The sequence below is a fragment of the Kocuria oxytropis genome, from assembly GCF_040981195.1.
GTDB lineage: Bacteria > Actinomycetota > Actinomycetes > Actinomycetales > Micrococcaceae > Kocuria > Kocuria oxytropis.
In genome coordinates, this window is the sequence record NZ_JAVFXA010000010.1 from 40,570 (window position 1) to 53,100 (window position 12,531).

Consider the following 12,531-nt stretch of genomic DNA (forward strand, 5'->3'; position numbering starts at 1 on the left):
CCTACGGCGGGTCCCGCAGCGGACTATCTACCGGGCGAGCAACGACGAATCGCGCTGGTCCGCCGCCAGAGAGCTCCCGGTGTCCCCCGGGGAACCGCCTGACTCCAGGTCGCGGCCAGTGGCACGCACCGAGGAGCACCGCGCATGAGCGACACCCGAGTGACCGTCAACGGCCGGGCCAGGAGCTGCGCCGGGGCCGACCCCCACACCCGGCTGCTGGACTGGTTGCGCGGCGAGGGCCTGACCGGCGCCAAGGAGGGCTGCGCCGAGGGCGAGTGCGGCGCCTGCGCGGTGCTGGTCGCCCGTCCGGACGGGGAGGGCCGCAGCCGGTGGACCTCGGTCAACGCGTGCCTGCCGCCCGCCGTCGCCTTCGACGGCCAGGAGATCGTCACCGCCGAGGGGCTCGGATCCGCCCCCGGGGCCGGCGCGCCGGCGGCGCTGCACCCCGTCCAGCAGGAGATGGCGGTCCGGGGAGGCTCCCAGTGCGGCTACTGCACGCCGGGGTTCGTCTGCGCCATGGCCGCCGAGTACTACCGCCCCGAGCGCGACGCCTCCGGCGCGGCCGACGCGGCGCAGACCGGCACCACGGTCACCGGCGAGGAGCACGCGGCCGGCCACGAGTGCGGGCCCAACGGGTTCGACCTGCACGCCCTGAGCGGCAACCTCTGCCGCTGCACCGGCTATCGGCCCATCCGCGACGCCGCCTACGCCCTGGGGGCCCCGGCCGACGTCGACCCCCTGCTCCGGCGCCAGGAGCGGCCCGCGCAGCCCGCCCCGCCCACCCGGGTGGAGGCCGACGGCGCACGGTTCGTCCGGCCCGGCTCCCTGGACGAGCTCTTCGAGCACCTGGAGCGCGAACCGGGGGCCCAGCTGATCTCCGGGTCGACGGACGCGGGCGTGGAGGTCAACATCCGCCACACCCGTCCGCCGCTGTCCCTCGCCGTGGACCGGCTCGAGGAGCTGCGCACGCTCGAGGTGGGACAGGAGGGGGTCGAGATCGGTGCGGCCCTGAGCCTGTCCGAGGTCGAGCGCGGCCTCGCCGGACGGGTGCCCCTGCTCGACCAGCTCTTCCCGCAGTTCGCCTCCCGGCTGATCCGCAACGCCGCGACGTTCGGCGGCAACCTGGGCACCGGATCGCCCATCGGCGACTCGGCCCCGGCCCTGCTGGCCCTGGGCGCCTCCGTGGTGCTGGCCTCCGCCGGGGGCGAGCGCGAGGTGCCCCTGGACGAGTACTACACGGGCTACCGGCGCAGCGTCCGCCGCCCCGGGGAGATCATCCGCGCCGTGCGGATCCCGCTGCCCCTCGCCCGGCACAGCGGGTTCCACAAGATCGCCAAGCGGCGCTTCGACGACATCTCCAGCGTGGCCGTCGGCATCGCCGTGCACGTGGAGGCCCGGACGGTCTCGTCCGCGCGGATCGGCCTGGGCGGCGTGGCGGCCACCCCGATCCGGGCCCACGGCGCGGAGCGCCTCCTGGACGGGGCCCCGTGGAACCGCGAGACGGTCGTCACCGCGGCGGCCGCCCTGGCCGGGGAGGGCACCCCGATCGACGACCACCGGGCCAGCGCCCGCTACCGCTCGGCGATGCTCGAGCAGGCCCTGCTCAAGTTCTGGGCGCAGCACGCCCCCGCCCCCGCTCCGGAGGTCTCCCGATGACGTCCCTCGCCGACCGCCCCGCCGCCCCCGTGGTGGGCGTGCCCGTGGCGCACGAGAGCGCCGCCCTGCACGTCACCGGCACGGCCCTGTACACCGACGACCTCGTCGTGCGGCACCAGGACGTGCTGCACGCCTGGCCCGTGCAGGCCCCGCACGCCCACGCCCGGGTGCTGGACGTGCGCACCGCCCCGGCGCTGGAGGTCCCCGGGGTGGTCCGGGTGCTCACCGCGGCGGACGTGCCGGGGGTCAACGACTCCGGCACCAAGCAGGACGAGCCGCTGTTCCCCGCCGAGGTCATGTTCCACGGGCACGCCGTGTGCTGGGTGCTGGGCGAGACCCAGGAGGCCGCCCGGCTCGGTGCCGCCGCCGTCGAGGTGGACTACGAGCCGCTGCCCTCGCTGATCACCCTCGCGGAGGCCGTCGAGGCCGGCAGCTTCCAGGGCGGGCAGCCCACCGTCAGCCGCGGGGACACGGGCACGGCGCTGGCCGCCGCCGCCCACCGCTTCAGCGGGGAGCTCGAGTTCGGCGGCCAGGAGCACTTCTACCTGGAGACCCACGCGTCCCTCGCCTACGTGGACGAGGGCGGGCAGGTCTTCGTGCACTCCAGCACCCAGCACCCCACGGAGACCCAGGAGATCGTCGCCCACGTCCTCGGCCTGCACAGCCACGAGGTCACCGTGCAGTGCCTGCGCATGGGCGGCGGGTTCGGCGGCAAGGAGATGCAGCCGCACGGCTACGCCGCCGTCGCCGCCCTCGGGTCCGTGCTCACGGGCCGGCCCGTGCGGCTGCGGCTCAACCGCACCCAGGACCTCACCATGACCGGCAAGCGTCATCCGTACCACGCCCGGTGGGAGGCCGGCTTCGACGAGCGGGGGCACCTGCAGGCCCTGGAGGCCACCGTCACCAGCGACGGCGGGTGGAGCCTGGACCTCTCCGAGCCCGTGCTGCAGCGGACGCTGTGCCACATCGACAACGCCTACTGGATCCCCCACGTGCGAGTCCACGGCCGGATCGCGAAGACCCACAAGACCTCCCAGACGGCGTTCCGCGGCTTCGGCGGACCGCAGGGCATGCTCGTGATCGAGGAGGTCATGGGCCGGTGCGCCCCGCTGCTCGGCCTGGACCCCACGGAGCTGCGCCACCGCAACCTCTACGTCCCCGGCCAGTCCACCCCCTACGGCCAGCCCGTCCGGCACGCCGAGCGGCTGCGCACCATCTGGACGCAGCTGCTCGACCGGGCCGAGGTCGAGCGCCGCCGCGAGGAGATCGCGGCGTTCAACGCCGCCCACCCCGACACCAAGCGGGCGCTGGCGGTCACCCCGGTGAAGTTCGGCATCTCGTTCAACCTCACGGCCTTCAACCAGGCCGGTGCGCTCGTGCACGTCTACAAGGACGGGTCGGTGCTCATCAACCACGGCGGCACCGAGATGGGCCAGGGGCTGCACACCAAGATGCGCCAGGTCGCGGCCACCGCCCTCGGGGTACCGTTGGAAGCCGTCCGGCTGGCGCCCACCCGCACGGACAAGGTGCCCAACACCTCCGCGACGGCCGCGAGCTCCGGGGCGGACCTCAACGGCGGGGCCGTGAAGAACGCGTGCGAGCAGATCCGGGACCGGCTGGCCGAGGTCGCCGCCCGCACGTTCGGCATCCATCCCGCCGACGTCCGGTTCGTGGACGGCACGGTGACCGGGATCGGCTTCTCCGACCGGCAGACGTCCTTCGCCGAGCTCGCCCACGACGCGTACTTCCAGCGGGTCCCGCTGTGGGCCGCCGGCTACTACCGGACCGACGGGCTGCACTGGGACAGCACCCGGATGCAGGGCGAGCCGTTCAAGTACTTCTCCTACGGCGCCTCCGTCTCCGAGGTGGAGGTCGACGGGTTCACCGGCGCCTACCGGCTGCTGCGCACGGACATCGTCCACGACGTGGGCGACAGCCTCTCCCCGCTGATCGACGTGGGGCAGATCGAGGGCGGCTTCGTCCAGGGCGCCGGCTGGCTCACCCTCGAGGAGCTGCGCTGGGACGAGTCCGACGGGCCGCACCGGGGCCGGCTGGCCACGCAGTCCGCCAGCACCTACAAGCTGCCGAGCTTCTCGGAGATGCCCGAGGAGTTCGCCGTGCACCTCTTCGAGGAGGCCACCGAGAGCGGGGTGGTCTACGGCTCCAAGGCCGTGGGCGAGCCGCCGCTGATGCTGGCCCTCAGCGTGCGCGAGGCGCTGCGGGAAGCCGCGGCCGCGTTCGGGCCCGGCGGGCGGAGCACCGAGCTCGCGAGCCCCGCCACCCCGGAGGCCGTGTTCTGGGCGCTCCAGGAGGCGCGCCACGCCCTGCCCGTGGAGGACGTCGCCGCTCCGGCCGCTCCGGCGGCGCGCTGACGTGGACTGGCTGGACGCCCTGCAGCACCTGCGCACGGAGGGCGCGCCGGGGGTGCTCGTCACCGTCACGCAGGTGCGCGGGCACGCCCCCCGGGAGGCCGGGGCCAAGATGGTCGTGTCCGAGACCGCCGCGTGGGACACCGTGGGCGGCGGCAACCTCGAGGCGACCGTGCTCGAGCGGGCCCGGGCCCTGCTCGACTCCGGGGCCGCGGTCCCGGAGACGATGACCTTCTCGCTCAACGAGCACGCCACCGTGGAGCACGGGCGGCAGTGCTGCGGGGGCGTGGTCACGGTCCTGCTCGAGCCCCAGCGCGCCCGGCCGTCGGTCGCCGTGTTCGGCGTGGGCCACGTGGGCCACGAGCTCGCCCGGGTGCTGTCCCGTCTGCCCCTGCACCTGCACCTCGTCGACAGCCGCGAGGGGCAGCTGGACCCCGCCCGGCTGGCCGATGTCACCGACGGGACCGCGCAGGCCCACCTCCACCACAGCCCCGTCCCCGAGCACGTGCTGGCCGCGCTGCCGGCCGGGGCGCACGTGCTGATCATGAGCCACGACCACGCCGAGGACTTCGTGCTGTGCGACGCCGCGCTGCGCCGGGACGACCTCGGCACCGTGGGCCTGATCGGTTCCTCGGCCAAGTGGTCGCGGTTCCGGGCGCGGCTGCGGGAGGAGGGGCACTCCGACGCCGCACTGGAGCGCATCACCTGCCCCATCGGGCTCCCGGGTGTCCCGGGCAAGGCCCCGGCCGTGATCGCCGTCAGCGTCGCCGCCGACCTGCTCCGGGCGCTCCCCCTCTGATCGACGGCCCCGCCGCCGGGGTCGTGGACCACGGGGCGTGGACCACCGGAGCCGGGGCCGCCGGCTCAGCGGCCGCCGCGCGGACCCGCCGGCCGGCCCTTGCCGGGGCCCGTGCCCGCGCCGTTGCCCACGGTGACCTCGACCCGGTCGGTCGAGGTCTGCCCGGCCGAGTCCGTGGCGGTCGCCGAGAGCGTCCGGGGGCCGTCGGCGGACGTGGTGCTGTCCCAGGACGCCGTCCACCCGTCGGTGCCGTCCGTGTCGGTGGCCAGCACGCTGCCGTCCACCGCGAAGACCACCTGGGCGAGCCCCACGTCGTCGGTGGCCTCGGCCGTCACCGGCATGGTCCCGCTCACCGTCGCGCCCTCGGCGGGGCCGGTGAGCGCGACACGGGGCGGGTCGTCGGCGGAGGCCGCCGTCCTGTCGGCCACGTGCAGGCGGAGGGAGGGCAGCTGGGCGTAGAGGCGCTCGCCCGGGCACTCGGTGGCCTCGTAGTCCCGGTGGCCGCCGATGGTCGGCGCGCTCCGCTGCGTCCCGTTGACCGGGTTCACGTAGCTGACCGTGGCCCGCGGGTCGAGGTCGTGGCGCACGGCGAGTTCGGCCAGCAGGTCCGCCAGGGAGGACATGGCCGCCGGCTCCGGGTCGGTGCCGAACCGGCGGTGGTCGGTGAACTCCCCGAGCAGCGCCACCCCCAGGTTCCCGGAGTTCCAGCCGCCGACATGGGCACCGGTCACCATCCGGTCGGTGCCCTCCTCGTGGGCGAAGTCCGCCCCGGTCCCGCCCGCGCCGCCGCACGAGGCACTGGCCGTGCCCGACCACCGGCCCTCGTAGACGATCCCGAACTCGTCGATCAGGTACTGGTAGCCGATGTCCCCGAAGCCCTGGTCGACCGCGTGGTAGCGGTAGACGGCGCGCACGGTGGCGGCCGGGTCGGGGTCGTCGTTGGCGGTCGCGGTGTGGTGGACGGTCGTGACCTGGGCGTCGTAGAACTGCGGGGCCCAGATCTCCTTGCCGGCGGCGTCGTGGCGCAGGGACTCGTCGGCCCCCCAGTCGGCCCGGGACCGGCACTGGCTGCTGTTCAGGGCCTGGGCAGCCCCGCCCGGGGTCTCTCCGACGGACATCCGGGGCCCGTCGGTGGTGTTCATGGCCACCGCCCGCTGGTTGTCGGCCCAGGCGGGGACGCCGCGCACCTGGTAGGCCTCGGCGTCGGCGGCGGGCACCAGGGCGCTGGCCCACTGCCCCGGGCTCGTGACCCCGTCTTCATGCAAGGGCGTCCACGGCCCCCACTCCCCGTCCTTGCGGAAGCGCACCGCCCCGTGCGGTTCCGGCCCGGGCGCCTCCGCGGCGTGCTCCTGTCCGGCCGGGACGTCCCACAGGACTCCGACGTAGTCGATGGTGAAGTCCGTCGGCACTTCGCCGGTCTGCACGGGTCTCGAGTCGGCGACCGTCTCCGGCACCGTCCGTGCCACCGCAGGACCGGACCACAGCACGGCCAGCGAGACCACCAGCCCGGCGACGACGGCGTGCACGACGAACTTCACGGAACGGCGCATGGCGAGGACCCCCGGGTGATCGGTCGAGGCGAACGGGCTCCGCGGCCCACGGCACCGGCCCCCGCCGACGCGTCGCGCCCCTCTGGTCGTCACAGTGTGGGTCGGCCCGCGGAGGAGGACAACCCCGCACGGCCCGTGTGGCGGACGGTGACGCCGGGACGACCGGCGGTGTCGCCGACCGCCGTCGGGCCCTCGGGCGCTGGACCCCGAGTCCGGTGCGCCCCTGTCCTTCGGCGGCGCTCCGGCCGCCGGTCACGGCCGGGCGGCGATCGGGCGCGCCGGCCGCAACCACCGCACGAGTACCACGGCGCCCGGCAGCGCGGAGACCAGGGCGAGCAGCCCGTAGCCGATCGAGATCGCGAAGCCGGTCCCGGCGGACAGGCCGTGGGCCATCGCGGCCAGGGTGGTGATCCCCTCCCGCGGACCCCAGCCGCCGACCCCGACGGGGACCGACATCCCGGCGAGGCCCAGCACGGTAGTCCCCCACAGGTTCGCCAGGGTCTCCTGCGGCGCGGTGCGCACGGCGGCCAGCAGGAACAGGCCCTGGAAGCAGGCCCAGGCGAGCACGGACAGCGCCCACACCCCGGCCCGGTCCCGTACCGGGGCCCCGCTCGTGGAGCGCCAGGCGACGGCCCCCACGGCGAGCGCGCCGAGACCGAGGGCCGCGGCCAGCCAGCCGCCGACCGCCAGGGCCGGGACGACCCCCGCCGCGAGGAGCACGGAGGTCCCCGCCAGCCGCTCGCCGAGCACGGCGCCGCCGGCCCCGGGCCAGCTGTCCCCGCGCCGGCGGCGGCGCAGCACCCGCACGACGTCCCCGGTCACGCCGCCCGGCAGCAGCAGGTTGACGAGCCCGGACGCCCAGCACTCGACCAGGGCCTCCCGGAACCCGATCGGGGTGCCCCGGCTGCGGGCCACGAGCCGCCAGCGCTGGGCCTGGGCCGCGGTGGCCACGAGGCCGGCCCCCAGGGCGAGCGCCACGGTGGCGGGGGAGAGGATGGCGAGGGCACTGCCCACCGCCTCCGTGCCCAGCGCCCGGAACAGCAGGGCCAGGAGCACCAGTCCGGCCGCGGCCTGCCCGGCGGCCAGCAGCACGCGGGCCACCGGCCGCCGGCCGGGGGCGGGCGGGGTCTCGGCGGGCATGGGCGCAGTCTAGCCACCGCCGCTCCGCCGCCCGGATTGACGCGGCGGGCCGCACCCGCTCAGGATGAAGACCCCCGACGCGACAAAGGCGACCGCATGCCCCTGGCCCGTTCCACCGACCCCTCCCCCTCCGCGTCCCGGGACGGTCTCCTGGCCTTCGGGGCCCTGGCCGGAGCGCTCACGGCCCTCACCCTGCTGGCGGACGTGGAGCTCCCCGTGCTGGTGGCCTCCGGGCTGCTGGGGCTCGCCGTGCTCGGCGTCGTGGTGCGCAGCACCGTACGCCGCCGCGGCGAGCCCTACGGCCCCGCCGACCGGGTCACCGTCGGCCGGTCGGTGCTCGTCGCCCTGGCAGCGGCGTTCCTGCCCGTGGGCCTGGCCCCCCTGCTGGGCCAGGACGGGGGCCGGCCCTCCGACGCCTGGTGCTGGGCCCTGTTCGCGGTCGCACTGCCCGCCTGGCTGCTGGACGGAATCGACGGCCGGGTGGCCCGCCGCACCGGCACCGCCACCCGCGCCGGGGCGCGGTTCGACCAGGAGGTCGACGCCGCGCTGCTGCTGGTGCTCTCCGTGGCCTTGGCCGCCCGGCTCGGGCTGCCGGAGGCGGGGTGGGTGGTGGTGATCGGCGCCCTGCGGTACCTGTTCCTGCTGGGTCTGCGGCTCCGGCCCGCGTGGCGCCGCGATCTGCCGTTCTCCTCGTACCGGCGGGTGGTCGCGGGAATCCAGGGCGGGGTGCTGCTCGGCGCGCTGGTGCCCCTGATCCCGCTGCCGCTGGCCGTGGCCGCCACCGCCGTGGCGCTGGTGCTGCTGCTGGGGTCCTTCGGCCGGGACGTCCTGTGGCTGGAGCGCGGCGCCCGCGAGCTCAGCTGACGGACGGCAGGCCGAGCACGTCCGCGTGCCCCACCGTGGCCCGCAGCCGGCCGCGGGCGCAGTCCACGAGCCGGGTGCGCAGCCAGGCGTGGGCCTCGGCGGTGAGGTCCGGACGGTGCTCCACGGCGGCGTCCGCGCGGTCGGCGAGGAACCGTTCCAGCAGGGGCCGGGCCCACGCCTGGTCGGAGACCCACCAGGGGGTGGGGGTCACGTCCACGACCATGCCCCGCTCCCGCAGGGCCTCCGCGGCCAGCCGCACGGCGTCGGTGCCGGCGAGCTCACCGCGGTGCTGGTGGTCCTCGAAGGCGCCCAGCACCGAGGGGTCGAGGTGGTGCGGCGGGTCGAGCAGGACCTCGCCGTCGACGGTGAGGGCGAGCAGCGCGGGGACGTCCTGCTCGGCCAGCTCCCGGGCGAGGTCCCGGATCTGCTCGCCGGTCAGCAGGTCGAGCAGCGCGGAGCACGTCACGAGCCGGCGGGCGGCCGGGTGCTCCGCGAGGACCCGGCCGAGGTCCTCGACCCCGGCGAGCACGGGCTCCACGTCCGCACCGTCCGCCCGGGCCGCGGCCACGGCCTGCTCGAGCAGCTCGCGGTCGTGGTCGAGCAGGATCCAGCGCTGGGGCCCGGGGAGGTGCCGGGACAGCCAGGCCCGGTTCGCCCCGGTGCCCGCCCCGAGGTCCACGACCACGACGGGCTCCTCGCCCGGGGTGCCCGCGGTTCCGGCCCGCTCCTCCCAGTGCTGGACGAGGCGGGTGATCAGCGGCGCGGAGTGCTCCCGGGCGGCGGCGTCGGCGGGCTCGCGCAGGGCCAGCCAGTCGCCGGCGACGGGACGGTCGGGGACGGGGTGGTGCGTCATGAGGATCTCCTGGGTCGGTCGGTGACGCCGGTGGCGTCGGTGGCGTCGGGACGGGTGCCCTGTCCGGGGCGGGGACGGGTGATCCGGCCGGGGCCGGAGCCGCGGGCCGCGGGCTCCGGCGGGCCGGGGAGCCGGCCCACCGCCGCGAGGACGTCGCGGGCGGTGTCCTCCCAGCGGCGCAGCCGCCCGCGGCGGGCCAGCGCCGCGGCGCGCCACCGCCCGCGCAGGCCGGGGTCGGTCAGCCAGTCCCGCAGCACGTCGGTCCAGGCGGAGGGGTCGGCGGGGTCGAGGACGGCCCCCGCCCGGCCGGCGGCCCCGTCCGGGGGCTCCGGACTGCCGTCGAGGGCCTCGACCGCCCCGGTGCCGGCCGCGACCACCGCGGGCACGCCGCGGGCGAGCGCCTCGGTGACGACCATGCCGTAGGTCTCGGCCGTGGAGGGCAGCAGCAGCAGGTCCGTGCGCGCCCACTGCCGGGCCAGCGCGGCGCCGCCGAGGGGTCCGGGGCAGCGCACGCGCCCCGGATCGGGGAGCTCCCGGACCGCAGCGCGCAGCTCCTCGACGTGGCTCGGCTCGCCCTCGGGGCCCACGAGGTCCAGCGCCCAGTCGGGGCCCGTCAGCGGGGCGAGGGCCTCCAGCAGGAGGCGCTGGTTCTTGCGCGGGGTCAGGGACGCGAGACAGAGCAGCCGCGGCGGGCTCGACCCCGCGGCCACCGGCCCGCGCTCGGCCCCCGGCTCGGCCACGGCGGCGTCCGCGGTGCCGTAGCGGCGGCGGAGGTCCCGGGCGGCCCACACGCTGGGCGTCAGCACCCCGGTGGCGGCGGCGAGGGCCGCGGCCTCCCGCCGGGCGAGCTCCGCCGCGGCCGCGGGGTCCCGTCCGGCCTCGGCGGGCAGGGGCAGGTGCACGAGCAGGTGCACGGGCACGCCGGAGCGCACGGCGTCCTCGACGACCTCCGGGGCCGCGCACCCCACGAGGCCGTCGAGCAGGACCGCCCGGCCGGGGGCCGGTGCGCCCAGCGCCCGCCGCAGCAGCGTCCGGGCGGCGCCGTCCGGGGCGGGCCAGGTGCCGGCCACCGGCACGAGCCGGGCCGGGTGCCCCAGGGCGTCCAGCGCCGCCACGAGCCGGCGGTCGTAGAGCGAGCCGCCGGTGGGCCGCCCGCCGTCGTCGGGCACCACCACGTCGAGGGCCGCCTCCGGGGTGCTCACCGGGCGGGGTCGGGCCCGCCGCGCGCGCTCAGCACGGGCAGCTCGAGGGTGTAGGAGGCCCAGGCGTCGGGGTTCTCGCGCAGGGTCACGGTCAGCCGCTCGAGACCCGGCACGGACCCGGCGCCCGCCGCCAGCCGCTCGGCCACGTACTGGGCGAGGACCTCCGTGGTGGTCAGCCGGCCGGCGAGGTGCGGGTGCTCGTCGAGGTTGCGGTAGCGCAGCCCGTCGAGGACGCCCGCGAGCAGGTCGTTGGCCACGCCGATGTCCATCACCACCCCGTGCTCGTCGAGGACCGGCCGGGACCACGTGGTCTCCACCTCGTAGGTGGCCCCGTGCAGGTTCTGGGCGGGGCCGAAGAAGGGGTCCGGCAGGCTGTGGGCGATCATCATGTGGTCTCGGACGGTCAGGGTGAACACGGGTCTCCTCGGGTCGGCGGGGCAGGGAGGTCAGTCGTAGCGGACCACGTGGCAGAGCACGTCGGGGGCGTCCTCGGCGAGCCGCGCCATGGTGGCGGGCAGCTCCTCGAAGGAGGAGGTCCCGGAGAGCAGCGCGTCGAAGCGCGGGTCCCGGAGGGCGTCCAGGGCGGTGGCGAGCCGGTCGGCGGTGGTGCGGCGGGCCCGGCGGGCGGGGGCGACGACGCCCACCTGGCTGGCGCGGATCTGCAGGCGGCGGGCGTGGAAGTCGGCGCCGAGCGGGACGGCGGGGTCCTGGTCGCCGTACCAGGACAGCTCGATCAGCTCGCCCTCGTCGCCGAGCAGCTCGAGTCCCCGCGCCAGGCCGGCGGCGGTGGAGGAGGCGTGCAGGACGAGGTCGCACTCCCCCGCGGCGTCCTCCGGCAGCACGTGCTCCACGCCGAGCCGCCCCGCGAGCTCCCCGCGGGCCGGCTGCGGGTCCACGAGCTGCAGCCGGGCGAGCGGGAAGCGGGCCAGCAGGGCGGCCGCGCACGCCCCGATCATCCCGGCGCCCACCACGGCCACGCGGTCCCCGAACCGGGGCGCGGCCTCCCACAGGGCGTTGACAGCCGTCTCCACCGAGCCTGCGAGCACCGCCCGGTCGGAGGGCACGTCCTCGGGCACGGGGGTCACGGCCGAGGCCGGGAGCACGTAGCGGTCCTGGTGGGGGTGCAGGCTGAACACCCGCCGGCCCACCAGTTCCTCGGGTCCCCGCTCCACGACGCCCACGGCCAGGTAGCCGTACTTCACCGGGCCCGGGAAGTCCCCCTCCTGGAAGGGGGCGCGCATCCGCTCGTGCACGCGTGCCGGGACGAGGCCGCGGTGGACGAGGGACTCGGTGCCGCGGCTGATCCCGGAGCGCAGCGCCCGCACCTCGACCTCACCCGGGCCGGGGGCGGGCAGCCGTCCGGTGCGCAGCTCCCCCCGGCCGGGCTCCACGGTCCAGTAGGCGCGGCAGGTGCGGGGGTCCTCCGGCGGGGAGGGGCGAGCGGCGTCGGTCATGGTCCCATTGTGGCGTGCCGGCCGCTGCGCGCCACCGGGGACCGCGGCGCGCCACCGTGGCCCGCCCGCACCCGGCCGGCCACGGAACCGCAGGGCCGGCCGTCCCGGATTGATCCGGGTCAGCTCAACGGCCCCGGCCCGGCCGGGGAGGACCGGACGCCGCCGTCCTCCTGGTGCAGCTCGGCGAGCGCCCGGCGCAGCGCGGCGTAGCGGCGGGACCCGAGCCGGCGCCGCCACTGCTCCTCCACCTCGGCGACCACGTCGGCGGCGACCGCCTGCGCGGCCCGGCCGCGCTCGGCGACGGTCACGAGCCGTGCCCGGGCGTCGGAGGGGTCGGGCCGCCGCTCCACGTACCCCTCCTCCTCCATGGCCTGCACGAGCAGGCTGGCCGTCTGCTTGGTGACCCGCGCCTGCTCCGCCAGCTGCACCGTGCGGGTGCCCTCCGGGCCGATGCGCTGGAAGATCCTGGCCTGGGCGTAGGAGAGGTCGGCGAAGCCGGCGGCGTGCAGGGCCTCCAGCACGCGGATCTCCATGTCCCGGTAGGGGTAGTAGAGCAGCAGCCCCGTGTTCGTCGCCTCGTCCCCGTGCATTTCCACCCCTTGACACCGTGCCGGACCCGCCGGAAAATTCAGTCAGGAAACCTG

Annotated in this window: 11 protein-coding genes; 4 read left to right on the forward strand and 7 right to left on the reverse strand. The window is 76.7% G+C overall.

Features of this window, described 5'->3' with window-relative positions:
- Positions 1 to 144: 144 nt before the first annotated feature.
- The 3 genes from QYM41_RS11455 to xdhC are packed head-to-tail and all read left to right on the forward strand — an operon-like array spanning position 145 to position 4,824.
- On the forward strand, positions 145 to 1,656 hold the full coding sequence (locus QYM41_RS11455; protein ID WP_368799863.1) for a xanthine dehydrogenase small subunit: 1,512 nt from the start codon (positions 145 to 147) through the stop codon (positions 1,654 to 1,656).
- On the forward strand, positions 1,653 to 4,028 hold the full coding sequence (xdhB, locus tag QYM41_RS11460) for a xanthine dehydrogenase molybdopterin binding subunit (RefSeq protein WP_368799864.1): 2,376 nt from the start codon (positions 1,653 to 1,655) through the stop codon (positions 4,026 to 4,028). The genes QYM41_RS11455 and xdhB overlap by 4 nt, the downstream gene beginning before the upstream one ends.
- A gap of 1 nt (position 4,029) precedes the next feature.
- Positions 4,030 to 4,824, forward strand: coding sequence for a xanthine dehydrogenase accessory protein XdhC (gene xdhC, locus QYM41_RS11465; RefSeq protein WP_368799865.1), 795 nt, complete (start codon positions 4,030 to 4,032; stop codon positions 4,822 to 4,824).
- 65 nt (positions 4,825 to 4,889) lie between these two features.
- Here the strand turns inward: xdhC and QYM41_RS11470 are convergent, their stop codons facing one another.
- Both QYM41_RS11470 and QYM41_RS11475 read right to left on the reverse strand, forming a co-directional pair.
- Positions 4,890 to 6,374: an N-acetylmuramoyl-L-alanine amidase gene (locus tag QYM41_RS11470; RefSeq protein WP_368799866.1), complete on the reverse strand. Its 1,485-nt coding sequence runs from the start codon at positions 6,372 to 6,374 to the stop codon at positions 4,890 to 4,892.
- Positions 6,375 to 6,626: 252 nt separating this feature from the next.
- The gene (locus QYM41_RS11475; RefSeq protein ID WP_368799868.1) at positions 6,627 to 7,514 is read right to left on the reverse strand and encodes a lysylphosphatidylglycerol synthase domain-containing protein; all 888 of its coding nucleotides are present in this window, start codon (positions 7,512 to 7,514) and stop codon (positions 6,627 to 6,629) included.
- A 96-nt stretch (positions 7,515 to 7,610) separates the two neighbouring features.
- Between QYM41_RS11475 and QYM41_RS11480 the strand changes: the two genes are divergently transcribed.
- Positions 7,611 to 8,378, forward strand: coding sequence for a CDP-alcohol phosphatidyltransferase family protein (locus QYM41_RS11480; protein ID WP_368799870.1), 768 nt, complete (start codon positions 7,611 to 7,613; stop codon positions 8,376 to 8,378).
- On the opposite strand, the gene QYM41_RS11485 is transcribed toward QYM41_RS11480, so the two are convergent.
- The 5 genes from QYM41_RS11485 to QYM41_RS11505 form a co-directional block, all read right to left on the reverse strand.
- The gene (locus tag QYM41_RS11485) at positions 8,371 to 9,231 is read right to left on the reverse strand and encodes a class I SAM-dependent methyltransferase (RefSeq protein WP_368799871.1); all 861 of its coding nucleotides are present in this window, start codon (positions 9,229 to 9,231) and stop codon (positions 8,371 to 8,373) included. The genes QYM41_RS11480 and QYM41_RS11485 overlap by 8 nt on opposite strands.
- Complete coding sequence (locus tag QYM41_RS11490) at positions 9,228 to 10,433, reverse strand: glycosyltransferase family 4 protein (RefSeq protein WP_368799872.1); 1,206 nt, start codon at positions 10,431 to 10,433, stop codon at positions 9,228 to 9,230. Before QYM41_RS11490 ends, QYM41_RS11485 begins: the two co-directional genes overlap by 4 nt.
- Entirely contained in the window at positions 10,430 to 10,849 is a 420-nt protein-coding gene (locus QYM41_RS11495; RefSeq protein ID WP_368799873.1) for a 6-pyruvoyl trahydropterin synthase family protein, read from the reverse strand. Before QYM41_RS11495 ends, QYM41_RS11490 begins: the two co-directional genes overlap by 4 nt.
- A gap of 30 nt (positions 10,850 to 10,879) precedes the next feature.
- The gene (locus tag QYM41_RS11500) at positions 10,880 to 11,887 is read right to left on the reverse strand and encodes a zinc-dependent alcohol dehydrogenase (protein WP_368799874.1); all 1,008 of its coding nucleotides are present in this window, start codon (positions 11,885 to 11,887) and stop codon (positions 10,880 to 10,882) included.
- Between the two features lie 119 nt (positions 11,888 to 12,006).
- Positions 12,007 to 12,477: a MarR family winged helix-turn-helix transcriptional regulator gene (locus QYM41_RS11505; protein WP_368799875.1), complete on the reverse strand. Its 471-nt coding sequence runs from the start codon at positions 12,475 to 12,477 to the stop codon at positions 12,007 to 12,009.
- Positions 12,478 to 12,531 lie beyond the last annotated feature (54 nt).

Bases quoted from the DNA above. Each gene is read 5' to 3' on its own strand.
- QYM41_RS11500 (WP_368799874.1), bottom strand. From the start codon at position 11,887: ATGACCGACGCCGCTCGCCCCTCCCCGCCGGAGGACCCCCGCACCTGC.
- QYM41_RS11475 (WP_368799868.1), bottom strand. From the start codon at position 7,514: ATGCCCGCCGAGACCCCGCCCGCCCCCGGCCGGCGGCCGGTGGCCCGC.
- QYM41_RS11485 (WP_368799871.1), bottom strand. From the start codon at position 9,231: ATGACGCACCACCCCGTCCCCGACCGTCCCGTCGCCGGCGACTGGCTG.
- QYM41_RS11455 (WP_368799863.1), top strand. From the start codon at position 145: ATGAGCGACACCCGAGTGACCGTCAACGGCCGGGCCAGGAGCTGCGCC.
- QYM41_RS11480 (WP_368799870.1), top strand. From the start codon at position 7,611: ATGCCCCTGGCCCGTTCCACCGACCCCTCCCCCTCCGCGTCCCGGGAC.
- QYM41_RS11470 (WP_368799866.1), bottom strand. From the start codon at position 6,374: ATGCGCCGTTCCGTGAAGTTCGTCGTGCACGCCGTCGTCGCCGGGCTG.
- xdhB (WP_368799864.1), top strand. From the start codon at position 1,653: ATGACGTCCCTCGCCGACCGCCCCGCCGCCCCCGTGGTGGGCGTGCCC.
- QYM41_RS11505 (WP_368799875.1), bottom strand. From the start codon at position 12,477: ATGCACGGGGACGAGGCGACGAACACGGGGCTGCTGCTCTACTACCCC.